Origin of the sequence: Butyrivibrio sp. AD3002 (assembly GCF_000420905.1) — a bacterium.
In the GTDB taxonomy this organism is placed as follows: domain Bacteria; phylum Bacillota; class Clostridia; order Lachnospirales; family Lachnospiraceae; genus Butyrivibrio.
This window is the reverse complement of the sequence record NZ_ATVV01000012.1, coordinates 13003-36445: the sequence shown is the minus strand read 5'-3', so window position 1 is coordinate 36445 and position 23443 is coordinate 13003. Positions and strand designations below refer to the sequence as shown.

Here is a 23443-nt window from a genome sequence, read left to right as displayed (position 1 = left end):
AAGCGGAGAAGGAAATTGGACATAAAGGCAGTATTATTCGACCTTGACGGAACACTCATCGATACGGAAAAGTACTATCAGATAGTGTGGCCTAAAACAATAGAGCATTTCGGATTTCACATGACAAGAGAACAGGCACTGCAGCTTAGAAGTCTCGGAAGACCCTTTGCTCCCGAGCAGTTCAAAAAGTGGTACGGCGATGATTTTGACTATCATGAAGCGCGCGCTTACAGGAAAATTCTCTTTGAGGAGCTGGCTGCGAAGGAAGGGATAAATCTTAAGCCCGGAGCCAGGGAAATTCTTCAGTTTCTTAAGGAGAGAAATATCCTTATCGCTACAGCAACCGCGACGGATGAGGAGAGAACCACCAGATATTTGAGCGAAGTCGGGCTTCTTTCTTATTTTGATAAGATATGCTGTGCCACCATGGTTAAAGAGGGAAAACCTAAGCCCGACATTTACCTGTATGCCTGTGAACAGGTTGGAGTACCCAAGGAAAACTGTATCGCCGTGGAGGATGCTCCAAACGGAGTAAGGTCAGCAGCTGCGGCAGGTATTAAAACCGTATACATTCCCGATCAGAATGATGACGAGGAAGAGGTAAAGGGACTTTATTATAAGAAAATGGAGTCACTTTATGAACTAAAAGACCTTATAATTAAATAAAAAGGTTATAGAAAATTAAGAAATCACAGCCCCTTTCTTCCTTTACACAAAAAGTATGATGGCATAAAATAGTAGTATATCCGTGATATCTAGCGAAATGAAAAACTGATTATACAGAAGCGAGGGGTTCTTATGGATCAGGTACTTACAAACGAACAGATGGATACTTTAGGAGAAATTGCCAACATCAGTATGGGTAATTCCGCGACCACACTCAGCATGATGGTCAATAAAAAAGTGGATATAACCACACCGAATGTTTCCGTGATCAAGCGCAGCGAGACTCTCGATGATTATGAGAATACCTGCATTTTTGTTCAGATTCACTACGTTAAGGGACTGACCGGCAATAACGTTCTCATTCTCAAGGAGAATGATGTTAAGGTTATGACGGATCTTATGATGGGTGGAGACGGTACCAACACTAACTGTGAGATATCGGATCTTCATCTTTCCGCAGCTTCGGAGGCCATGAACCAGATGATGGGTGCTGCGGCTACGTCTCTTTCTATGATGCTCAGTGTTCCTACTGATATCAGTACTCCTGTTGTCAACAGAATAGATGTCGACAGTGTCAAGATTTTTGAAAAGAGTTTTGAAATCGAGTACGATAATTTCGTCAAGGTAGCTTTCAAGATGACTATCGAAAATCTCATTGATTCAGTTATGGTTCAGTTATATCCTGTTCAGTTTGCCCGCGAGATGTGCGATAAATTTATAGCAAAGGAATAGTGTACTTGAAATAAGCACACCGGTAAAACAGCTCACATGAATAAAGCAGAAGTATTAGAAATAAGGAAACAATTTACACCCGACAGATGTACTATCGATCACATCTGCGGGTGTTATGTTGATGGCGAAAAATCAAAGCGCCTTGTATTTAAAAAAGCATTTGGAAGCATCCCCGATGAGGAGATGTTCAAGTATCTCGATATTTTCAAACACACACTTACAGGAGTATTCGGAAAAAGTCTTATAAATCTCGAATTCCCGCTTGACCAGGAAGAGCAGGGAGGAACTCAGGAGTTTTTACTGCGTCTTCGTGATTCCCATCTTGAGGATGACAGTCTTATTGATGAATTCTATGACAAGATTATTGCCAATCTTTTTATGGAAGAGAATTATTATATAATCCTCGTTCATGCTGTCTATGATATCCCCGGAATGACCAGAGACGGAATAGAGATGGAGGATGCATCGGAGAATATCTATGATTACATTCTCTGCAGCATCTGTCCGGTTAAGCTTTCCAAGGCAGGACTTGGCTATAATGAAAAGACCAACGAGATAGAGGACAGATACCGCGACTGGGTTGTGGATGCACCTTCCAAGGGCTTCCTTTTTCCTGCGTTTATTGAGAGAAATGCGGACATCCACAACATGCTCTATTTTTCAAAAAAGCCCGAGGACCTTCAGCCCGAGTTTATTCAGGCACTTTTCGGAGGAAGGGCACCTATGTCTGCACCGGAGCAGAAGAACCTTTTCCAGGCGCTGGTTGAGGAGACAATCGGTGAAGAGGCTGACTATGATGTGATGAGAAACATCCATGAAAATTTGAACACGATGCTCGAGGATCACGAGGAGGATGAGGTTCATTTCGAACTTTCAAAGGAAGATGTAAAGCACCTTCTCTCAGATAGCGGTGTTCCCGAGGAGCGAATGGACTACTTTGATCACAACTATAAAGAAATAGTCGGAGAGCAGGAACAGCCGCTTCTTGTTACGAATATTGCCAACACCAGAAAGTTCGATATAGAAGCTCCCAATGTTGTTATCAAGGTTAAACCCGACAGAGCGGACCTTGTGGAATCCAGAATTATCGACGGCAGGCAGTGCCTTGTAATCGAGGTGGACGACCACATCGAAGTAAACGGGGTTAATGTACGCACCTTTATTAAGGAGTAAAGCCTTTCCCTTGGGGGAGAATAAAACAAAAGCCTTCCCCTTGGGGGCGCTCGACGTCCGGGGGACGTCGGCTCAGCGCGGACCGAAGCGGAGCGAAGACAAGTGGCACGAAGTGCCGGATGAGGGGAAAATAAAAAACTTACAAATTGTATACAATTTATGTTAAGAATGTCATATAATATATAGAACGCTTCGGCGTTCTAATTTTTTCAGAGGATGGTGAATAAATGGTAAAGAAAATTCTTGGGGAATTACATGAATTCAAACTGCCAAGTATACTTACACCCCTGTGTATGATAGGAGAGGTTATCTGCGAGATGATCATCCCCGTCCTCATGGGTAGAATAGTAGACCTTGGAATTAACGGCGCTGATATGAGTTACATTATCAAAACAGGTATGCTGATGATAGTTGTAGCAATTTTGGGCCTGCTCGCAGGTATCGGCGGCGCCTTCTATGGATCAAGGGCATCCACGGGACTTGCAAGGAATTTGAGAAAGAGAATGTTTGATAACATCCAGACCTTCTCCTTTGCAAATATAGACAAGTTCTCATCATCAGGTCTGGTAACAAGACTTACCACTGATGTTACGAATATTCAGAATGCTTATATGATGATACTTAGAATGGCGATGAGAGCACCTGCTTCGATGATAATTGCACTTATCATGTCATTTATTATCTGCCCCAGGCTTGCAACGATATATCTTATCGCAGTACTCCTCCTTGGAGCTTTCATTATTTTCATCATGAGCAAAGCAACAAAGTATTTCAGAGAAGTATTTGAAAAATATGACAGACTCAATGAGAGCGTACAGGAGAATGTATCCGCAATCCGCGTAGTCAAGGCTTATGTTCGCGAGGAGTATGAAAACAGCAAGTTTAAGACAGCTGCTCTTAATATCTATGAAATGTTTGTAAGAGCAGAGAAAGTTGTTACATTAAACGGCCCTGTTATGACTGCAACGGTTTATGCATGCATCCTTCTTATAAGCTGGATGGGTGCTCATATGATCGTTTCAAATGAGCTCACTACCGGCGCGATGATGAGTCTTCTTACCTACTGCATGAATATACTGATGAGTCTCATGATGCTCTCAATGATATTTGTTATGGTGACCATGTCATCTGCCAGCGCAAAGCGTATTGCAGAAGTTATCGATGAGGAGACAAGTATCTCCAATCCCGATCAGCCTGTTATGGAGGTAAAGGACGGAAGCATCAGATTTGATCATGTTGATTTCGCATATAACACCGAGTCCGAAGAACCTGTACTTAAGGATATCAACCTTGAGATCAAGTCCGGAGAAACTATCGGAATAATCGGTGGAACGGGTTCAGCGAAGTCTTCACTTGTTAATCTTATAAGCCGCCTCTACGATGTTGAGAAAGGCAGCGTAAGTGTTGGCGGAATCGACGTAAGAAAATACGATATGGAAGTTCTTAGAAATCAGGTTTCCGTTGTTTTACAGAAAAACGTGTTGTTTAGCGGAACCATTTATGAGAACCTCCGCTGGGGAGACAAGGAAGCAACTGATGAAGAAGTAAGGAGAGCCTGCGCATTGGCTTGTGCCGATGAGTTTATAGAAAAAATGCCTGGGGGTTATGATACCTTTATCGAGCAGGGCGGAACCAATGTTTCAGGTGGACAGAGACAGCGACTTTGTATTGCAAGAGCGCTTCTTAAAAAGCCCAAGATACTTATTCTGGATGACTCCACCAGTGCTGTTGATACCGCAACAGATGCGAAGATAAGAAAGGCCTTTGCCGAGGAAATCCCGAATACCACAAAGCTTATTATTGCTCAGAGAATATCCAGTGTTCAGGACTGTGACCGCATTATAGTTATGGATGATGGTAAGGTTGACGGCTTCGGAACACACGAAGAACTCCTTGCAAATAACACGATTTACCGCGAGGTTTATGAATCTCAGGTTGGTTCCAGCGGCGACGCTGATTTCGATGAAGGAGGGGATAACTGATGGCAGAAGAAAAAGTTAAAGAGGTACGAGGCCCCGGAAATCGTCATATGAGAGGCGGCCCGAAACCAAAGATAAAAAATCCCGGCAAGCTTTTCATGAGGCTTATGTCGTATGTATTTAAAGACTATGGAATTCACATGGTACTTGTTGTTATCTGTATCATTCTTTCCGTTATAGCGAGCGTTCAGGGAACGATGTTTACAAAAACCCTGATCGATACTTATATCACACCGCTCATAGGGCAGGCGAACCCCGATTACGGCCCCCTTGCAAAGGCAATCGGAAATGTAATTATTTTTTATGCAGTTGGTGTTGTTGCAGCTTTTGTTCAGGCGAGACTTATGATTTATGTGGGACAGGGAACCCTTCGAAATCTTCGAATCGAACTGTTTAACCACATGGAATCTCTTCCGATAAAGTACTTTGATACTCACGCTCACGGTGACATAATGTCAATCTACACCAATGACATTGACACACTCAGACAGATGATTTCCATGAGTATTCCGCAGCTTTTAAACAGTGCGATCACTATTGTCAGCGTGTTTATTTCAATGATTGTATTAAGTGTTCCGCTTACAATTGTGACACTTATAATGGTTGCACTTATGATTTTTCTGTCTGCAAAAGCAACCGGAGCATCAGGTAAGAATTTCGTTGCACAGCAGCAAAATCTTGGCGCGCTAAACGGCTACATCGAGGAGATGATGACAGGGCAGAAGGTTATCAAGGTGTTCTGTCATGAAGAGGATACTATAAAGAGATTTGATGAGCTCAATGAGGAGCTTTACCAAAGTGCCTACAAGGCAAATGCTTACTCAGGTATCCTTGGACCGATAAATGCACAGCTCGGAAACTTAAGCTACGTTGTATGTGCGATCGTAGGTGGTGCAATAGCTCTTAATCAGTATCTTGGCTTTACAGTAGGAGGACTTGCAAGTTTCCTTACATTTAACAAGAGCTTTTCAATGCCCATTAACCAGGTGTCCATGCAGTTTAACAGTATTATCATGGCACTTGCAGGAGCTGAGCGTATTTTCAATCTTCTTGATGAACAGTCAGAGACAGATGATGGCTATGTAATGCTTGTTAATGCCAAGGAAGAAAACGGACAGATTGTTGAATCTAAGGAATTTACAGGACGCTGGGCATGGAAGCACTATCACAAGGCTGATGGTACAACAACCTTCCAGCCCATGGAAGGCGATGTTACCTTCAATGATGTTGACTTCGGCTACACCGATGATAAGATGGTTCTTCACAACATCCTTCTTCACGCAAAGCCGGGACAGAAGGTTGCACTCGTTGGTTCTACCGGTGCAGGAAAGACCACAATTACAAATCTGATAAACCGTTTCTATGATATTCAGGATGGTAAGATCAGATATGATAACATCAACATCAACAAGATTAAGAAACCGGATCTGAGAAAGTCCCTTGGAATGGTTCTTCAGGACACTCACCTGTTTACGGGAACAGTTGCAGAGAACATCCGCTACGGTAAGCTCGATGCGACTGATGAAGAGGTTAAGGCAGCAGCCAAGCTCGCTAATGCGCACAGCTTCATCAAGAGACTTCCAGAGGGTTACAACACAATGCTTACAGGTGACGGAGCAAATCTTTCACAAGGTCAGCGTCAGCTCCTTGCAATTGCAAGAGCAGCCATTGCCAATCCGCCTGTACTTATCCTTGACGAGGCTACAAGCTCCATCGATACCCGTACAGAGAAAATTGTTCAGGATGGTATGGACAAGCTGATGCATGGTCGTACAACCTTCGTAATCGCCCACAGATTGTCCACTGTTAAGAACTCAGACTGTATCGTAGTTCTTGAGCAGGGCCGCATCGTGGAGATGGGTACTCACGACGAACTGCTTGAACTTAAGCAGAGATACTACCAGCTGTATACAGGTAATAAACCTGAAATGGTTACCGCATAATATAATTTAGATATGAAGATGGCCGAGCAGTTTTTGCTCGGCCGTTTTTTATATGCTAGCAATTATTAGCAATAAAATAAGGATAAAGGTAAAGTTTTGTTGTATGCCAGAAGGGAGAAAGAAGGCCAATGAGGGTCAAATGAAGGCCAATGAGGGTCAAACGAGGGCCAATGAAAAGGGAAACAACAAATAGAGAAGAGATATATTAATTTGTTGCATGATAGAGGAAGAATTTACAACAAAACAAGACGTGATATAAAGATTTGTTGTATGCAAAGAAAGGATAGACAACAAAAGAAGATGTAACGCAATGATTTATTGTTTGCTAAAGAGTAGGCATACAATAAAGTGAGAAGGAAAGTAGAGATTTGTTGCATAGAGAAAAATGAGGAACAATAAAATGAAAAGAAATACAGAGATTTGTTGCATATAAAGAAATTGCTAACAACAAATCAAAAAGTAAAAATGATATTTGTTGCATGGCATAAGATTATCTATCAATAGCAAAATTATTTATGATATGAAAAAGGCTACAAATGAAAAAGGGCTACCAAAGTGGCTAAAAAGCTGATATATTGAAGAACAGTATGAGAAAAATATAAGGGCTTATGGCTTGGAAATAATAGATTGGGAGGATGAGAAAATTGAGAAGATTTACAAAACTATTTGTTATCTTGGGGATAAGTACTCTTATTGCAGGTTGCACTCCTACAGCACAGGATGGAAGTGTGACAATTTCTGAGGGTGGTGAGACAGCAAGCACTGCGGATGATCAAAATGATAGTGCAAATAATGAGCAGGATGGAGATAGCGATAGCGTAGCCAATACTGATAATGCAGACATATCTGAAAATACTGAAAGCAGCGACGATTCGATAAATGATGGAGCTGAAGAAAACAATAATTCTGACAATAGCTCAGATGATAAAAATAGCGAAAACTTACAGAGAGATGACACCACTGAAGATAATATCAAATCTCAAAATGCTGAATCCGATCTCTACGACGCTTTTCTTGTAGGCGACAGCACCCTTAGTTTCGATTACTACATGAATAATGTATTCCAGGATTCCGAGTATCGTTCTTATGTGGATGATATTATTTCCTATGTTCCCACAGACAGGGAATACACGCTGAGTGAACTTAGAAATACACTCCAGGGTATTCTCAATAATGATGCGTATTACTTTGCTGGCGGCGACATTGAAACAATGGAGTATGCCTTCATCGATTGCGGAGCAGATGATGTAAGAGAGATGGCCCTGAAAATGGTAGGACCCTTTGTGGAACCCGGAAGCGAACTGACTTTGGTAATAAAAGAGCTTGAAGGAAAACTTCAGGTTATCTATGCATTTGCATCCTGGTCCAGAAGTCAGACAGATATCTATGAATACGGCATTATATCCGGAGGAGGAAGTAACGGAGCATCCAACCATGGATGGGATGAAGCTTATATTAATGCTGACGGAAAATATCAGTTTGGCTACTACGAAGAGCAGGAAATGGACTTCGAGATGTTTGCAAACTACAAAGACCATGCCAATTTTGACTTATCAGATATTGAGGGAAGCATGACTATCTATAATCTTCAGCTTGAGGAATGGAGCAAAGACAAAAAGATAGAACAGTATTATTCCTTCGAGGTCTATGATAATGAGACCTATGAAACCATGAACATTCCGAATCTCTATACCGACAGCAAATACAAAGATGTTGTGGATTCCTTCAAGGATTGTAAGTTTGTATCAATGGATGAACTCTATAAAATCGAAGCAGATAAAATGGAATCCATCGGTGTTACAGATAAAATCAAGAACGGAAAAATGCCGACCTATAGCAACATAAATCTTTATATGATTGATGATAATACTTCAGGGGAAAACGATAATAAGAAAGCAGAAACAGACACCAAATCTTCAGAGACTATTGTAGATGATGGCACTCTTCAGTCAGAGCTTGCAAAGGTAGAAGCAAAGTACCAGGAATACGAAAATCTGGATTGGGCATCCATGCCTCAGCAGCCGGCGAATGTGACTACATATGAGATGTATACCCTTTGGGATGAAGAGCTTAACTCTCTTTGGAGCAGACTCATTGAAAAGGTAACTCCCGAGGAAAAAGAAGAACTTCTTAATGATCAGCGCGCATGGATAAAGCGCAAGGAAGCAGCTGTTAAGGAAGCGGGAAACGAAGCACTCGGCGGAACCCTCCAGCCCCAGCTTGAAAACGGTACAGCCTGCGTCTATACAAGAAAGAGAACCTACTATCTTGCAACTGTTCTTGCAAAGGCACTCGGCGAGGACTTTGAGATTCCGAGTGAAGTTGAAAAGAGCTATTCAGACGTAGATACGGAACAATAAAATGAAGAAACGAATAATTATAATTTTTAGTGTTGTTATAATCATCTTTATTGGCGTGTTTGCTAAATGGAGTATCGAAGAAAAAAATAAAGCCACATACAAGTCCCGCCATGAAAAATTTGCATCACAGTATTTTTATGAAATTGACAGAGACACAGGTGAACTGGTTATTTCTAAGCCTGCTGTTATCGAAGTGATAAAGAACTGGGATAAATATGGATGCAGATATATCTACTCATTTGCTGATCCGGAAGTCGGATCTAATGAAGAAATGATGAGATGCTTACATTCGGAAGATAATCCTGATGAATGGGGATTATCTGTTGTTGATGCTTTTTACATCATGCTTGCTGAAGATGAATTTAAACGGTCAGCTGAACTTATAGAGTTAGACTATGATTCCAAAATCAGCATGATAGAGCTAAAGAGATCCTACACGATAAAAGATATTAACGATGCGATGGAAGTGTTTGTGCTCGGAGCGGAAAACGCTAGTGTGAACAACCAATATAAAAGTATTATGGATGTACCATACGATTTACAAAATGCGTGTATTTTTGCGATGGACAAATCGACATTTACGGCAAAGGAAATGATAATCTGCTGGAGCATGGCTATTACAGCTAATTCATAATAAAATTATATCATTTATCATTTGGGGAGCATGTTGTATAATCGTTATTCGAGGGGAACAAAAAGTTGTTTTATTTGGGAAATGTTTCAGGTTCACATGTAGAGCGTCTTCCATCAGGAAGACTGACAGCAAAGAAGAATAGCGTTACACTTACATGGAAGAATCAGAACATACATCTGTCAGTCATTATATTCTACTTCAAAATCTTTAAAGAAAGCCTCTGTTCCGATTTCAGAAAAGAATCCTATAGATCCGTGTGCATCTTTACCGTGTTTCATAAAATGAACCACAAGTACAGGATCTTTTTCTTCATTCAAATAAAACTGAGCTTTTTCATCATGAATAATGGCTGTCAGCTGTACCCACTCATTTAATCCATTATGAATCGGCGCTTCATAATTAGTGATTCCAAATTCTCTAAAATAAGCAAAAGTATATCCCGGATAAGAAAAGTACTGACATCCATGTGCCTTACGTACAGGATCATTTGTTGTCCCATTAGTTGGCCTTATATAAAAAGATTCGAACTCGCTATTATCCTGATTTACCCTAAAAACGATTCCTATGAATCCTCTGGCGAAATCCGGAGCGTCGGGAAGAAGCCTGCTCAACATTTTTACCCTGATGATACCATTATGGAAATCTATATTTCTCAGTTTGACAAAGGTATTCTCATCGAACTGCATGATTTTTTCCTTTTTTATGACCCTGAAAACCTTCTCTCCATCTAGCTTTTCCTGAGTAACTGTTGTGTGTACCGGAATAAATTCTTCCAAATTTTCATATCTTGTCATCATTGATGTGTTGTCCTTTCATCTATTTCGAGTAAATGTCTATAATCCATCAAATCACGATTAACTAATACTAAAATTTTAACCATTTCAACAATAAAAATAAAGCCCACTAATGTGAGCTTTATTCTGTATACAAATTTAATCTGTGAATAGTACCGGATGGATTTTTTACTGTCTCATATATCGTACACACAAAATGGTACAAATAAAGGTGTAGACGAAAAGGTTGTTGCTTACAGGCGGTAAATAAACTGCCTATATACCAAGGGAGGGCATAAAATGAGCATATATCCTAATGAGCAGACATATCCATCAATCACTTACGGACTTTTTTCTTTAAACATCCTTGTTAACAGGAAAAAGATAAAGGAATTGGATAACCATACAGTTATCATCGTTACGGATGAGATTATCGATGATTCCCTCATCAGAAAGTTTGCAGAGATTCTCCTCTTAAAAGGCTGTAAGAACATAGCATTTTGCGGAACAGATGCAGAAGAGTGGCATCAGATATTTGAAAAGGTCGACCTTGATGTAAACGGATTTAATGGCGCAGACGGATACGAGGATTTCGCTGTCATGTGGTGCTTTAACGATATTGAGAATCTTCCTGATGAACTGTATTCCTGCTGGAACGAAGTCCTTATCCTCTGCAGCAGCATGTCTGTTTTAAAAGAATGCCGTGCGATTATTGCTGAGAGCATAGACCCTGTATTCTGACGAAACTCCCCGGCGCCCATTAATACCCTTCGGCAGATTATACAGTCGCTCCGGCGCGTTATTCTTCCTTTGTTAGTTCGTCGATAGCAGTCTTGAATGAGGCTGCCTTATCTGTTGTGAAGAAGACCTTGTCGGCACCGGCTTCTCGGGCCTCCATGAAGGAATCCTCGTCGGTGGCAACCGCAATGACGGGGATGTGCTTGAAACCGGCGCGATCCTTGATGTAATGGATGACCTGATCGCCGGAGATTTTTTCAATATCAAGATCCACGATGACAAGACGGATGTTATCGTGGTACTGGCTTAGGTAAGTGAGAGCTGTGTCGCCGCTGTGAGTCTCGATGATCGAAAACTTTTCGGAAGCTGCATTCAGGAATTTCTCCGACCTCATGCTTTCTGCGGAGCTAGCAAGCAAAATAAGAGGTTTTCCGTAGGCTTCGCTCTTCGGAATAACCCAGGTACTAACACAGTTTTTGCCCATGAGCTTGGACTGGTAGAGGGCGTCGTCAGCCATGCGGAATACTTCACCAATGGAATGATCTCCGGTGTCGATGATCGCGCCTATACTTAAGGTAAAAGGACTACCGGTACCGAGATCCAAGTCAGTCAGCATCATTTGCATAGTTCTGCAGCGCATCTCAACAATATCAAGCCTTGCCAGACCCGGCATGAATACCATGAATTCATCTCCTCCGAATCTTCCGATATAATCCGTAGATCTGAAGTTCTTTCTTAGAAGCTCGCCAATATTTGCCAAAAGCCTATCACCGGTATCGTGGCCGAAATTATCATTGACCTGTTTGAAATTATCCACGTCGATAATACACATACCGCACGGATCGCCGGGCTTTCTTCGCTCAAAATAATTGTTGATTGCAGTTAATAGAGCACCTTTATTCAGAAGATAAGTAAGCTTATCGATTGTACTGATTTTGGTCAGCTCGTCAAAGGCAAGACCCTCCTGGGATCTTACCTCCAGAATGATGTGCGCACTTAGCATAGATAACACATAAGATGCCAGAGCAAGATATACATCATGGTGGAAGATATCTGTGGTTTTGGTGAAAAATGAAGCAATGCAGAAGATGATAACAAGCGTCAACTCAAAAAGGCCATATTTATACATCCTTGTAATATACACCGTAGGGAATACCACAAGGTATAATGGAAACCACATGGCCTGATGATCAGCGGAAGATGTCATATCCCTCAATATAAACAGAATAAATAAAACAAAGTAGAAGGTTATGCAAAGAACTTCTGTTGTGACGGCAGACAATTTTTCCACTTTTCTCGTATAAAGATTGATCAGGAAATAAATGGTAAGCAGCGGAACCAGCAGTACATGAGCAATGCTCAGTCTGAAGTCGGCAACGATGATCTTACCAAGGAAAATCATTGCAATATAACACATAGCAATATACATGCAAGACTTTCTAAGCATGTAACGATTGCTATTTTCTATGGTCTCAGTACATTTGCCAAAGTATTCGAGAATCTTTCTGTTCTCTCTTTTTGCACTGAATTCAATTTTGCTAGAGCCATAATTTTTATCCATGTAAATGCCCCTGAAAAATATCACTTCATTACAGGAAGAGTCTCATCATAAACAACTTCATCATTATGTGTAACAACACGCCACTCAAGAATCTCATAGGTGGGAGTATCCGGACTTTCCGAATACATCGGTTTTATGTTTACATCAAGAGTCTGGAATTCACTAAGAGTAATACTTTTATTAAGTGAATTCACGTTGATATTCGGATCACTCCAGTCGATTTTTCTAAAGGAAGGTTCATTCTCGGCAATAAATCCGCTGGCTTCGTGGCAGGCCTGATAGTAGGAAAGAGATCTGTCCAGCATTTTTTTGCTCAGAATATAATCTGCCCTTGAATTGACAAGAGTCAGCGATGCAAAGGATATGAGGCTCAGCACAAGGAAAATCAGCAAAATAGATGCTGCGCCTATATGGGTGCTGTAGATCGGCTTACGCTTCACTATTGTCTACCTCCGTGTTTCCAATGTAAAAATCGGTGTATCTGTCGGAAATGATATCAGGATCATCATCATCCGGAATCTGGTCGATTGTGGTCTGCTCATCCATCCTGAGGATGGTTATCTCGCCTTGGAGTGCATCGCCGTCCATTAGTGAGGTGTCGGCCTGCGTGTCTGCGTAAACTTCCTTTGCGGGAAGTTTTTTTATGGACAGAAGGAGCTCATATCCTGCGAAATTCAGAGCACCGTTTTCAGAAGGAAAATCTATAAGATTCCAGTTTTCATCAAAAAACATAATAAGCGCCCCGATCTCAGGGGTGTCATCGTAGGATTCAAGGACAACGCAGCAGCCAGCAAAATAGTCGGCGATGGTGTGCAGATTCCCGCGGCTTCCGTAAAAAACCTCAGAGATATTCTGCGTCCATAAAACTGAATTGTTCATCTCCACAGATTGCTCAGACAAAGTGTGAGCCTTGGCAAAGAGCTGGATGCAGATTGCCCCGGATATAGAGAAAAACAAAATTGATATGATGAGCTCCATCAGAAAGAGACTCGTTTTGCTGTGTTGTGTATGATTCATCCATTAGCCCCTGTGCCGGATCTTTTCGATGTTATAAAAGTAAGATCCTTTCCGTCAGTCAAAGTGATGGTTATCTGCAGAAGACCTTCTCCTTTACTTGTTATTTCAAGGTTATTAATATCCATTATCCGCTGCCCCGATTCAGGTAGAAGTGTCCCTGCGTCTGCTCTTGAAAACAGCTCCATAAGACTGCCTTCGTACTCATAGAGGTAGGTCACATAATCCACTGTACCTATTGTTGTATCTATTCTGAGAGCACCGGATTTATTGAAAATATCTGTGCTTATATTTCCTTCGGTATCATATTGCCGCAGCTTTTCTGTAATATACGCATAAGCCGTTCGCCTGTCGTAGTTTTCCGCAAGAGTGGTGACACTTCTCTTATAAATGCTTGACCCAAGCGCAATAAGCATCAGCGCTCCCATTGCAAATAAAAACAGAAGAGCGATGACGAAGAGCATATCCACGGTATGTCTGCTTTCAAACTGTTTTTTCATGGACGAAGGCCTGCTCCTTTAACGCGCAAAATTGTGACATCCGGATAGATATTGGATGCGACGGGTCTGTAATCTATAAAAAATATGCTCTTGTCATAGACAAGGCCGTAATGTTCCTCAAGATATTCCAAACTCGGAGGATAGATTCCCTCGATGGAATAGCACTGAACGATGTCTCTTTCCACTGCTGTATAAAGGCTTTCTTCCTGTTTCTTTTCTGTGCTCCTGCTTATCTGTGAAACTCCGATGTAAAAAATCACGATGATGAAAATGATGACAAGCGAAGGAACGATAAAGCCCATGATACTAAGTATGAAGTTTTGCCTTTTTTTGAGAGTGAGTTCTTCCATACATAATTACCCGATCGATGACATGATTCCCATCAGTGGCAGTATTACTGACAGAAGGATAAGTCCTACTATCAGTGAAAGGATGATTACGAGTGTGGGCTCCAGGATAGAAATGAAATTGTACATTTTTCTCTGGGTCTCATCCGTATACTTTCTGGCTATTTGCTGCATTACGGTATCCATTGAACCGGACTGGAAGCCGATGGCAACCATCCTTGAGTAAAACTTGTTGAAGATACCGGCTTCCTTAACAGCCTCCGGGAAGCTGTCACCCGCTGCGATAAGTGAGCGGCATGTCTCGATTTTTACAACCATGTCCTTGTATTCAACCAGCTTACTTACAAGGCGGAGTCCTTCATAGGTGTCCATTCCGCTTGACAGAGTAAGTACCATTCCATTTGCAAATCTGGCGGTTGCAATCTCTCCGTAAATCTTTCTTATCGGAGGAATGTGCATGCCGATAGTTCTGAAAATATCATGCCCCTTTTTAGTTTTAACGAAGAAGATACAGCCGGCCGCAAAAATAACCATGATAGCTATAAACACGATGGAGTAGCGGTTTAGCGCGCTTCCTACAGCCAAGAGCGACCTCGAAAAGCTGTTCATGCTGGTTCCGAGCTGAGCGAATACCTGACCGAAAATGGGAAGCACCTGTGTGATCAGAACAATGATTACAACGATCATCATTCCTATCATTATGAGAGGGTAGGAGATGGCGCTGCTTATATTTGTGCGTATGGTATCTTCCTGCTCGTAGTAATCGGCAAGGGAATCCATTACCAGATCCAGATTACCGGACTCCTCACCTATTGTTACCATGTGTATCACATAGCTTGGAAAAGCTCCGGTCATCTGCAGGGCAACGTGAAATCTTTCGCCGGAACTCAGAATTTGTGAGATGGTCTTAAGTGTGGAATCATCCCCTTCAAATTTGAAATCCTGCAGCATGATTTCTATTCCTTCAAGCGGGGCAATACCTGCTTTTATCAGCATTGCCATCTGCCTGCAGAAAACGGATATCTCATAGTCAGATAGTTTTTTTTCAGCCTTTGAATTCATAGTGTTTTCCTCAGTTAATAAATATATTTAGTCTGGTAGTTTTCACCATCACCGATAAAGGATGCCAGCTTTGTGGTTTCTGTCGTGGAAGCAAAAGTCGGATCCATAAGCGACCATTTTTTGCCGTCGAATTGAATCATTCCGTTTACCCAGCCCACATCTTTTATATAAGTACTTATCCATGCATGGTATGCGGTTCCCGCGTAGCCGACCTCCATTCTGGTGGGTATCCTCTGGGACCTAAGCATTGATGTCATCAGCACGGCATAGTCAAGACAGATGCCTTTTCCGGTGGTCAGAACTTCATCTATGTCCGGAAGGTAACCGCTCTGTACGGTTTCAGCCTCCTCGTAGTCATAGGACATGCTGCTGATCAGGGCGTTATATATTGCGGAAACTACATCCAGGTCATCGTTTGCCGTGTAGGATAAATACTCGCTGTAGGCTATCGCCTGATTGCCCTCATTAAAGTTCACATATTGATTCGGATACAAAAACGGCAGGAATTCGTCATTAAGGGTGACCTCTATGTTTTGAGTAAATGCCGTTACATACTGTGTTCCGACCAGGTTTTCATAAACTGCGATGAGATATTTTCCATCCCCTGCCTGAAGAGGAAAAACCTCATCCTTTCCGCCGTCTGTTGTGAGGTTATAGGTGTATACAACTTCATCGGGACCGGTTATTCTGAGCTTTACCTTTGGCGATTCGCCGGTATAGCGTATTATCACATAGCCCTCAGATGCGTTTGTTGCATCAACCTTTGCGACATCGTTTTTGTATACGACTTTGCCGTCTGCCTTGGGTTTTAGACACACAGGGGTATTGTCCCTTGTTCCCTTAACAAGTGTCGAGACATCATAGGTCTCACGGTTAGCCATGGCTTTTGCGGCAAGCAGTCTGTCCGCGTCAATGACAATGCCGTGCGGCAGAACAAGCAGCAAAATCGGAGACAGGGTGATAATGACAAGCATAGCGAGGCTCACATAAATATTCACGGAAAGAAAATCCGGAGCGCTTTTTATAAAGCCTCTTGATGCTTTGCTCTTTTCCTGATTTTCTCCCGCAAAAGCACCGGCCTTCCCGGATAACTCCAATACCTCAAGGAGAGTGGAAGAAATCTCGTTATCGCTCATATGAAATTTATTCTTCCTGTCTTTTACATATTCCATAGTCATCACGCGCGTCTTAGTTTTCTTAGCTCTAAAATGTGTTCTCTTGAGTTTGTGAGGCTCTTTTCTACATGGCGCTTTGTAATATGAAGAGCGTTTGCAATATCCTTATCTGATAGTCCTACAAAATCATGCAGGAAGAAAATCTCTCTCTCAAAAAATGACAAAGATTCGATCTCTTCCGGATGGAGCAGTGAGTACAGATCGGTGCGGCCTTCTGCCATGACCCGGTCATAACATACGTCGAAAGCGATGCGGCGAAGCCACGCATCAAAAAGGGAAGGATCTTTGAGCTTAAGTATGTTCTTTACAACAATGGAGTATATTTCGCGCACAGCCTCAAGACTCCTGTCGTCTTCACCAAGGATGTGCCGGCAATAGTTGTAGGTATCATCCACGGTGAGACAGTAGATCTCTGTGAAAGCCTCTGTGTCGTCGTTCCACATATCAAGAACGAGCTGTTGTATTCTTGAAGAACGCTTCCCTAACATCATCTGTTGCACCTTAAGTAAGAACATTCGGGTTTTCAGTAAAATTCCTGTAAGCACAGGTTATTAAAGTATAAAAATGGTCTGCATTTACACTGTCCCCAAGGACGCTTGAATATGAAAGCGTTATGGGATTCTCCGGAGAAAGAGCATTCCTGTTGTGAATTCTTCTTCCGAGATCACCCAGGAAAAGATCGACGGCGGTTCTGTCACAGTTTTCGATTACGACCAAAAATTCATTACCGCTGTTTCTTCCAATAAGACCATACTGAGTTCCAACCGATTCAAGAATTGAACAAAAATCGGAAATGATTTTGTCACCGCTTCCACGTCCGCTTTTTTCATTTATCTCTTTTAAGTTATCCAGCACCATAAGGACACACCCTAGGTGCAGGAGCTTTTCGGGAGAGTCGTATTTCTGAGATATGCGGTCGATACTGTATCTGTTGGGGAGACCCGTGAGTTTATCAAGAAAAGACAGATCGCGCAGATCCCGAAGCATATTCCGGTTTTTCTTCATAAGAATAAAATCCAGGAAAACGCAAAGAAATCCTGTCAGAAGACAGAGCCATATAACTATAAAAGATACGAGATAAGCCTTGTCCTCAAAGATGGAACTGCGAAGATTCTGATTAGTTATAAGGATGAAAAAGTATATTGCTGCAAGCAAAATGAAAACTGCCATAAATACAGCTTTGGTGATGCATATTTTCTTTACAAGGTCAGGTTTTTTGGACATCCCCAATCTCCCTCCGTGGGCATAAAATGGCATATTTTCTTACTTAAATATTATAAGGTATAGGTTATTCAAAAAAAATGTTCTAACCATAAACTAAGGATAAAGTTAACCTAAAATATTCGGAAAATCACACATTAGCAAAATGGAATTTAGTATAATGAACGCGAGGTGGGATTATGATTATTTTGTTTGTCTTTATTTTGATGTTTATCATTATTTTGACTCTGGCAATCTATCTTTACATAGATGAGTGCATGCAGCTGCGAAAGCGGCTTTTGCGTCTCGGAGTAAAGAAGGATGAGATCATGTCATTTCCAAAAGGTCTTTGGATTTTCAGGCTTAAAGAGCTTTTATATGAAAAGGAAACCGAGCTGGCAGAAGAGTGTTTTCTGACAGTTGATAAGGATATTTAAAACGGAGGTAATTAAGATGGCACAGGAAAAAAAGGAACAAGGCGCACAAAAGAAAGGCTTTTCATTAAAAAGCGTAAAGCCGAAGCTTATCAGTGTTATGCTGCTTATCTGCATAATTCCGATACTGGTATCGGTTGTTGTAAGCTATCGCAGTTCAATGACTAACTCTTTAGAGGATGCTGAGTCAATTAATGTAAAGAAGGCTCAGGTAATAGAGAATGCTTACATGGAACACATTGAGCAGATGGTCAGTGCTCTTCAGACAGCAGCTTCGAGCCCTTATATGGTCAGCTATATGCAAACACCTGAAGATCAGCGTGATAACGAGGCTATGCAGGCCTGGCTCCAGGATATGGAGAGTAAGCTTGATGGAGACAACTCTATTGTAGTTACAGCTCCAGACGGAAATCAGGTGGTAAGGTCATCAGGAGAATTAACGAATATCGCTGACAGAGATTACTTTCAGAATGCGCTTAAGGGCAATACCTTTGTTTCTGGAGTATATGCCTCCAAGACTACAGGAAAGGCTACAATTTTCATTATTACCCCTATTTTTGATCAGGGGCAGCAGGTTATTGGAACCATAATGAGAAGTTATAGCCTTGATAATATGAATTCTTTTCTTGCGGAAAATGTTGATTCATCAAAGGGGGAAGAGGCTTTCATACTATCTTCAGCGGGCGAGCTTATCGGACATTGCGCGATGGAGATTGATGCAAATAATCTTATTGATTTTAGTGATTTTGGTCTTTATAAGCAATCTCAGTCTGCTGATAACGGAAGTACCATTGGAACGAATAATGGAATAAAGTATGTTATGTCCTTCCAAAAGGAACCCAAGACCGGTTGGCTTATTGTAACTGCAGCACAATATAATGTGATAATGGCACCCACATATAAATCCTGCAATATTATCATCGGACTTGGATTAGCCATGATAATCATTGCGATATTTGTATCCCTTAAGATGGCCAATTCCTTTACGCTTCCGCTTAAAGAGGTTAATGATTCCGTTAGTAAGCTTGCAGATGGCGAGTTTCATAGGATTACTAAGTTCACAAAAAGAGAGGATGAATTTGGTGAGATCATCAATAACACCAATGCGGTTATTGATAAACTGAATTCAATTGTTACAAGCATTAAGGATTCGACGATATCCGTGAACAGTTCGTCTGAGGAACTGGCGGATACTGCTAATCAGATTTCGCAGACAGCAGACGATGTATCCAATGCGGTTCAGGAAATTGCATCAGGTGCAACGCAGCAGGCTGACGAGATTCAGAGCGTAACAGAGAATGTCGGCAGTATCGGCGAAGCAACCGGCAATGTTCAGACCAGCACGGATGATCTTGCAAATCTTGCAGGCAGAATGCAGGAAGTCAGCACAGAATCTGCGCAGAGTCTTGCAGACCTGCAGCATAGTTCCGAGAGCATGAGCGAGAGTATCGTACAGATCACGGAGAAGATTGGTGCAACCAGTAAGGCAGTTGAGAATATCAACGAGAAGGTTATGGGAATTGCATCCATTGCATCCCAGACAAACCTATTGTCACTTAATGCTTCCATCGAGGCAGCAAGAGCAGGCGAAGCAGGAAAAGGCTTTGCGGTTGTTGCTGAGGAAATCGGAAAGCTTGCTGATGATTCCAGAACTATGGCAGATGATATCAGAAGAGAGATGGATGTGCTGTTGTCAGAGTCTCAGTCAGCGGTTGCTATGGCATCAGAGGTTCAGAGACAAAACGACGAGCAGCAGGCAGTGCTCGGCAGTACAGTTCAGAGCGTAAATGCTATGATAGAAGACATTTCATCAACGGTTGTAAGTGTTAAGAGTATTGAAACTGACGCAGGAACCTGCGTAGATGCAAAGAATGTGGTTGCCGATGCTATGGCATCACTGTCCGCTATTTCGCAGGAGAACGCTGCATCCTCAGAGGAGACCGGTGCTTCCATGCAGGAGCTTTCAGCAACCGTTACAACGCTGGCATCCTCAGCAGACTCCCTTAAGGAAGTTGCCGAGAAGCTTAATGCCGAAATGGCGTTCTTTAAGTAAGCACCCAGCGAGGTTATTTCGAGCTGCTGGTGCGCACTTAGTTCTGGCGAGCAAAGCGAGAGCAGAACTTCCTTATGATCAAAGCTTAATAAACGTGCCCTTACGTTTGGCGAACAGTGTGTAATACCTGAAGCCGCAGGCTTTGGCGATTTCTACAGCGGTTTCGAAGCCAAGACCGACATTCTCGGGCTTGTGCGCATCGGAACCAAAGGTTATGATCTCGCCGCCCAGCTCTTTGTAGCGGGCGAGGACTTCGCGTGAGGGATTGGGATCTCCCAAAGTGGGCTCTGTATAAAGGGACTTGGTGTTTACATCAAGTCCTTTTCCTTTTGCAATAAGAGTCTTCAGGATCTCATCGATGACATCTGAATAATCCTTGTAGGTGTAGTTCTTATTCAGATTAGGAGCGTAGCGCACAAGGTAGTCCAGATGGCCGAGGACATCAAAATCGTCGAATAAGTTTATGTTCTCGAGAGTTGATTCGAAAAACTCGGTAAAGGCTTCCTTTTCAGTGCGTCCCTCATAGAAAGAAGCAAAGTAGGGATCTTTTCCGTGGCATACGTGATTGGAACCTATGATAAAGTCGAAGGGATATTTCTTTGCATACTCGAGATTTGCGTCCACAACCTGTGGCTGCATTCCAAGCTCGATTCCAAAATAAATATCAATGGTATCGGCATAATTATCTTTAATAGAAGAGTACTCTTTATAATAGGCATCCGTATCGACTACGAACTGATCCGTTATTCCGTCCGGAACATCGGGATAGTCCATGTCCATGTGCTCTGTGATACAAATTGCGGGTAGCTGCTTTTTGATAGCCTGCTCTATGACAGCTTCCATGGGAGAGTCGCAATCTCCCGAGTGGTGTGTGTGCATATGAAAATCTGCCGGTAATTGTTTTGACATGTTTTTTCTCCGTTATGAATTCATTATTTTTCTTCTTCTTTTACCACGCAAATGGTCCAGTCCGAAGCTTCGTTTCTTAAATGATAGAGATTATACCAGGTGCCCTGTCCATTATTGGCTCTGTAAAGACCTTCCCCTGTTTCCTGAGTCATGAAGAGCTCGTGGCTCAAATCTTCGACTGAGTCACCGTTTGCTGCAAATTGGGAATGAGCCGCAAGCATTCCCGAGCTGTCCACAAGAAATGCGTGATCATTCTGGTCTGCCAGGATTTTATGAAAATTGAAAAGATCATAGTTTCTCTGAACGATACCCAGGATATTACCGCTTTCGGATTTGACCGGAACGGCAAAGGTTACTAATAGAGCACCTGTTGATTTTGAAACAATGACATCAGATATGGCATTTTCTCCGCTTATGGCTTTTGCGAAATAATCTCTTTCAGAGACATCCTTAAGGTCGCCTTCTGTACTAAGGAGCTGCATGCCGTCAGCGCCGGTAAGAATGATTTTTGAATCCTCGGAAAGAGAAGATTCAACACTCTGCAGATAAGATAATTCACTGTCTGCAAGTTCTGCATTGGCAGTATCTTCCATATAAGAAATTGTGGAAGGCGATAATGCAACAGCCTCAAGGGATCCCAGATTCTCGTCTATAACCCTTTGCCACTCGCCTTCAATATTATGTGCTTCCCATTTCATGGAATCGTGAGTACTGCTGAGTACCTTGTCCGAGGTTTTCATGTGATTAACCGAAAGAAATGCGATAAGCGGAATCAGGAATGCCAGAAGTAAACCAACTATTATTACTACAATAATAATTGTTTTCATACTAATTCCTGAAAAATTGTTGTTTTCTGTGTCTCCCATAATGATCTCCTTGTAAATCATAAATCTTTTTGTTCAAAAACATCCTATATTCTAGAGTATAGAAAGAATTTTATCAATTAAGAGTTCAGATAAAACGATTATGCGTACATTTTTGATTCTATATAAGGAAATTTTTGATAATTCTGTGTTTTTGCCCAAAGATTACTTGAAAAATTGAGAGAAGTTAGATAAAATAAATTTGCTGTCAAATTTTTGACAATCACGTTGTAAAGAATTAGTAGCAGCAAATAAATTTTAATATCATTTTAGGAGGACTTAAAATGGCAGTAAAGGTAGCAATCAATGGTTTTGGCCGTATCGGTCGTCTTGCATTCAGACAGATGTTTGAGCACGAGGGAACAGAGATCGTAGCAATCAACGATCTTACAGCACCCAAGATGCTTGCACACCTTCTTAAGTATGACTCTTCACAGGGTAAGTACAAGTATGCTGATAAGGTATCTTTCGATGACGATTCCATCACAGTAAACGGAAAGAAGATCACAATTTACAAGGAAGCTGACGCTAATAACCTTCCTTGGGGTAAGATCGGTGTAGACGTTGTTCTTGAGTGTACAGGTTTCTACACATCTAAGGACAAGGCTCAGGCACACATCAACGCTGGTGCAAAGAAGGTTGTTATTTCTGCTCCTGCAGGAAATGATCTTCCTACAATCGTATATAACGTTAACCACGAGACACTTACAGCAGATGACAACATCATCTCTGCAGCTTCTTGTACAACAAACTGCCTTGCACCTATGGCTAAGGCTCTTAACGACTATGCACCTATCCAGTCCGGTATCATGGCAACAATCCATGCTTACACAGGTGATCAGATGATCCTTGACGGACCTCAGAGAAAGGGTGACCTTAGAAGAGCTCGTGCAGGCGCTGTTAACATCGTTCCTAACAGCACAGGTGCTGCAAAGGCTATCGGCCTTGTTATTCCTGAACTCAACGGCAAGCTCATCGGCGCTGCTCAGAGAGTACCGGTTCCGACAGGTTCCACAACACTTCTTTTCGCTGTAGTTAAGAGCAGCACAGAAGTTACTAAGGAGAGCATCAACGAGGCTATGAAGAAGGCTTCTGATCCTGAGACATTCGGTTACAACGAGGATGAGATCGTATCTTCTGATATCGTTGGAATGACATATGGTTCACTCTTCGATGCAACTCAGACAATGGTTACAAAGATTGGTGACGACCTCTATGAAGTTCAGGTTGTTTCATGGTATGACAACGAGAACTCTTACACATCTCAGATGGTTCGTACAATCAAGTACTTTGAAAAATTTGTTAAGTAATCACTGATTAAGAAAAG

Annotated in this window: 23 protein-coding genes; 11 read left to right on the top strand and 12 right to left on the bottom strand. The window is 42.0% G+C overall.

The features are described 5' to 3' along the window. The first annotated feature begins 15 nt into the window (after window positions 1–15). The 7 genes from G596_RS0109655 (at window position 16) to G596_RS0109620 (ending at window position 9487) form a co-directional block, all read left to right on the top strand. Window positions 16–666 (top strand): HAD family hydrolase, encoded by a 651-nt coding sequence (locus tag G596_RS0109655; RefSeq protein ID WP_022761641.1) that lies wholly within the window; start codon window positions 16–18, stop codon window positions 664–666. Window positions 667–798: 132 nt separating this feature from the next. Beyond that, on the top strand, window positions 799–1398 hold the full coding sequence (gene fliY / locus G596_RS0109650) for a flagellar motor switch phosphatase FliY (protein WP_022761640.1): 600 nt from the start codon (window positions 799–801) through the stop codon (window positions 1396–1398). Window positions 1399–1434: 36 nt separating this feature from the next. Continuing rightward, window positions 1435–2571: a DUF4317 domain-containing protein gene (locus tag G596_RS0109645; protein WP_022761639.1), complete on the top strand. Its 1137-nt coding sequence runs from the start codon at window positions 1435–1437 to the stop codon at window positions 2569–2571. Between the two features lie 227 nt (window positions 2572–2798). After that, window positions 2799–4553, top strand: a complete 1755-nt coding sequence (locus G596_RS0109640) for an ABC transporter ATP-binding protein (RefSeq protein WP_022761637.1) — start codon at window positions 2799–2801, stop codon at window positions 4551–4553. Then, a complete protein-coding gene (locus G596_RS0109635) occupies window positions 4553–6493 on the top strand; it encodes an ABC transporter ATP-binding protein (protein WP_022761636.1) in 1941 nt (646 codons plus the stop codon). The genes G596_RS0109640 and G596_RS0109635 overlap by 1 nt, the downstream gene beginning before the upstream one ends. Window positions 6494–7137: 644 nt before the next feature. Further along, the gene (locus G596_RS0109625) at window positions 7138–8853 is read left to right on the top strand and encodes a lysozyme inhibitor LprI family protein (RefSeq protein WP_022761634.1); all 1716 of its coding nucleotides are present in this window, start codon (window positions 7138–7140) and stop codon (window positions 8851–8853) included. Between the two features lies 1 nt (window position 8854). Then, window positions 8855–9487 (top strand): hypothetical protein, encoded by a 633-nt coding sequence (locus G596_RS0109620; protein ID WP_022761633.1) that lies wholly within the window; start codon window positions 8855–8857, stop codon window positions 9485–9487. A 179-nt stretch (window positions 9488–9666) separates the two neighbouring features. On the opposite strand, the gene G596_RS0109615 is transcribed toward G596_RS0109620, so the two are convergent. Then, window positions 9667–10284, bottom strand: a complete 618-nt coding sequence (locus G596_RS0109615) for a hypothetical protein (RefSeq protein WP_022761632.1) — start codon at window positions 10282–10284, stop codon at window positions 9667–9669. Window positions 10285–10560: 276 nt separating this feature from the next. On the opposite strand from G596_RS0109615, the gene G596_RS0109610 reads away from it, so the two are divergent. Then, a complete protein-coding gene (locus tag G596_RS0109610) occupies window positions 10561–11001 on the top strand; it encodes a hypothetical protein (protein WP_022761631.1) in 441 nt (146 codons plus the stop codon). Between the two features lie 58 nt (window positions 11002–11059). Here G596_RS0109610 and G596_RS23750 read toward each other — a convergent pair whose 3' ends face one another. From G596_RS23750 to G596_RS0109565, 9 genes are read right to left on the bottom strand one after another with little or no spacing between them, the layout of a single operon-like run. Next, complete coding sequence (locus G596_RS23750; RefSeq protein WP_022761630.1) at window positions 11060–12559, bottom strand: diguanylate cyclase; 1500 nt, start codon at window positions 12557–12559, stop codon at window positions 11060–11062. 20 nt (window positions 12560–12579) lie between these two features. After that, entirely contained in the window at window positions 12580–12999 is a 420-nt protein-coding gene (locus tag G596_RS23745; RefSeq protein WP_022761629.1) for a hypothetical protein, read from the bottom strand. After that, on the bottom strand, window positions 12989–13576 hold the full coding sequence (locus G596_RS21645; RefSeq protein ID WP_022761628.1) for a hypothetical protein: 588 nt from the start codon (window positions 13574–13576) through the stop codon (window positions 12989–12991). The genes G596_RS23745 and G596_RS21645 overlap by 11 nt, the downstream gene beginning before the upstream one ends. Continuing rightward, on the bottom strand, window positions 13573–14073 hold the full coding sequence (locus G596_RS0109590) for a DUF4860 domain-containing protein (protein WP_022761627.1): 501 nt from the start codon (window positions 14071–14073) through the stop codon (window positions 13573–13575). The genes G596_RS21645 and G596_RS0109590 overlap by 4 nt, the downstream gene beginning before the upstream one ends. Then, window positions 14070–14423, bottom strand: a complete 354-nt coding sequence (locus G596_RS0109585; RefSeq protein WP_022761626.1) for a hypothetical protein — start codon at window positions 14421–14423, stop codon at window positions 14070–14072. The genes G596_RS0109590 and G596_RS0109585 overlap by 4 nt, the downstream gene beginning before the upstream one ends. 6 nt (window positions 14424–14429) lie before the next feature. Further along, the gene (locus tag G596_RS0109580) at window positions 14430–15482 is read right to left on the bottom strand and encodes a type II secretion system F family protein (RefSeq protein ID WP_022761625.1); all 1053 of its coding nucleotides are present in this window, start codon (window positions 15480–15482) and stop codon (window positions 14430–14432) included. A 14-nt stretch (window positions 15483–15496) separates the two neighbouring features. Next, on the bottom strand, window positions 15497–16618 hold the full coding sequence (locus G596_RS0109575) for a transglutaminase domain-containing protein (RefSeq protein WP_242829179.1): 1122 nt from the start codon (window positions 16616–16618) through the stop codon (window positions 15497–15499). A 41-nt stretch (window positions 16619–16659) separates the two neighbouring features. Further along, window positions 16660–17148: an RNA polymerase sigma factor gene (locus G596_RS0109570; RefSeq protein WP_155829234.1), complete on the bottom strand. Its 489-nt coding sequence runs from the start codon at window positions 17146–17148 to the stop codon at window positions 16660–16662. Between the two features lie 10 nt (window positions 17149–17158). Further along, entirely contained in the window at window positions 17159–17881 is a 723-nt protein-coding gene (locus G596_RS0109565) for a GGDEF domain-containing protein (protein ID WP_022761622.1), read from the bottom strand. Window positions 17882–18057: 176 nt separating this feature from the next. On the opposite strand from G596_RS0109565, the gene G596_RS0109560 reads away from it, so the two are divergent. Further along, window positions 18058–18294 carry a hypothetical protein gene (locus G596_RS0109560; RefSeq protein ID WP_022761621.1) on the top strand — a complete coding sequence of 79 codons (237 nt, stop codon included), beginning with the start codon at window positions 18058–18060 and terminating at the stop codon, window positions 18292–18294. 16 nt (window positions 18295–18310) lie between these two features. Continuing rightward, window positions 18311–20344 (top strand): methyl-accepting chemotaxis protein, encoded by a 2034-nt coding sequence (locus tag G596_RS0109555; RefSeq protein WP_022761620.1) that lies wholly within the window; start codon window positions 18311–18313, stop codon window positions 20342–20344. Window positions 20345–20422: 78 nt separating this feature from the next. Here G596_RS0109555 and G596_RS0109550 read toward each other — a convergent pair whose 3' ends face one another. Both G596_RS0109550 and G596_RS0109545 read right to left on the bottom strand, forming a co-directional pair. Continuing rightward, window positions 20423–21253 (bottom strand): histidinol-phosphatase HisJ family protein, encoded by an 831-nt coding sequence (locus tag G596_RS0109550; protein WP_022761619.1) that lies wholly within the window; start codon window positions 21251–21253, stop codon window positions 20423–20425. A 23-nt stretch (window positions 21254–21276) separates the two neighbouring features. Continuing rightward, entirely contained in the window at window positions 21277–22119 is an 843-nt protein-coding gene (locus G596_RS0109545) for a cache domain-containing protein (protein WP_022761618.1), read from the bottom strand. Window positions 22120–22400: 281 nt separating this feature from the next. Here G596_RS0109545 and gap point away from each other — a divergent pair, with 281 nt between their 5' ends. After that, on the top strand, window positions 22401–23426 hold the full coding sequence (gene gap, locus G596_RS0109540) for a type I glyceraldehyde-3-phosphate dehydrogenase (protein ID WP_022761617.1): 1026 nt from the start codon (window positions 22401–22403) through the stop codon (window positions 23424–23426). The last annotated feature ends 17 nt before the right edge of the window (window positions 23427–23443 follow it).

Excerpts from the sequence above, each read along its gene's own strand:
- G596_RS0109555 (WP_022761620.1), top strand. The coding sequence starts at position 18,311 with ATGGCACAGGAAAAAAAGGAACAAGGCGCACAAAAGAAAGGCTTTTCA.
- G596_RS0109640 (WP_022761637.1), top strand. The coding sequence starts at position 2,799 with ATGGTAAAGAAAATTCTTGGGGAATTACATGAATTCAAACTGCCAAGT.
- G596_RS0109620 (WP_022761633.1), top strand. The coding sequence starts at position 8,855 with ATGAAGAAACGAATAATTATAATTTTTAGTGTTGTTATAATCATCTTT.
- fliY (WP_022761640.1), top strand. The coding sequence starts at position 799 with ATGGATCAGGTACTTACAAACGAACAGATGGATACTTTAGGAGAAATT.
- G596_RS0109550 (WP_022761619.1), bottom strand. The coding sequence starts at position 21,253 with ATGTCAAAACAATTACCGGCAGATTTTCATATGCACACACACCACTCG.
- G596_RS0109545 (WP_022761618.1), bottom strand. The coding sequence starts at position 22,119 with ATGGGAGACACAGAAAACAACAATTTTTCAGGAATTAGTATGAAAACA.
- G596_RS0109580 (WP_022761625.1), bottom strand. The coding sequence starts at position 15,482 with ATGAATTCAAAGGCTGAAAAAAAACTATCTGACTATGAGATATCCGTT.
- G596_RS0109585 (WP_022761626.1), bottom strand. The coding sequence starts at position 14,423 with ATGGAAGAACTCACTCTCAAAAAAAGGCAAAACTTCATACTTAGTATC.
- G596_RS0109610 (WP_022761631.1), top strand. The coding sequence starts at position 10,561 with ATGAGCATATATCCTAATGAGCAGACATATCCATCAATCACTTACGGA.
- G596_RS0109575 (WP_242829179.1), bottom strand. The coding sequence starts at position 16,618 with ATGAGCGATAACGAGATTTCTTCCACTCTCCTTGAGGTATTGGAGTTA.
- G596_RS21645 (WP_022761628.1), bottom strand. The coding sequence starts at position 13,576 with ATGAATCATACACAACACAGCAAAACGAGTCTCTTTCTGATGGAGCTC.
- G596_RS0109570 (WP_155829234.1), bottom strand. The coding sequence starts at position 17,148 with ATGATGTTAGGGAAGCGTTCTTCAAGAATACAACAGCTCGTTCTTGAT.
- G596_RS0109590 (WP_022761627.1), bottom strand. The coding sequence starts at position 14,073 with ATGAAAAAACAGTTTGAAAGCAGACATACCGTGGATATGCTCTTCGTC.
- gap (WP_022761617.1), top strand. The coding sequence starts at position 22,401 with ATGGCAGTAAAGGTAGCAATCAATGGTTTTGGCCGTATCGGTCGTCTT.
- G596_RS0109560 (WP_022761621.1), top strand. The coding sequence starts at position 18,058 with ATGATTATTTTGTTTGTCTTTATTTTGATGTTTATCATTATTTTGACT.
- G596_RS0109635 (WP_022761636.1), top strand. The coding sequence starts at position 4,553 with ATGGCAGAAGAAAAAGTTAAAGAGGTACGAGGCCCCGGAAATCGTCAT.
- G596_RS0109615 (WP_022761632.1), bottom strand. The coding sequence starts at position 10,284 with ATGATGACAAGATATGAAAATTTGGAAGAATTTATTCCGGTACACACA.
- G596_RS23750 (WP_022761630.1), bottom strand. The coding sequence starts at position 12,559 with ATGGATAAAAATTATGGCTCTAGCAAAATTGAATTCAGTGCAAAAAGA.
- G596_RS0109565 (WP_022761622.1), bottom strand. The coding sequence starts at position 17,881 with ATGTCCAAAAAACCTGACCTTGTAAAGAAAATATGCATCACCAAAGCT.
- G596_RS0109645 (WP_022761639.1), top strand. The coding sequence starts at position 1,435 with ATGAATAAAGCAGAAGTATTAGAAATAAGGAAACAATTTACACCCGAC.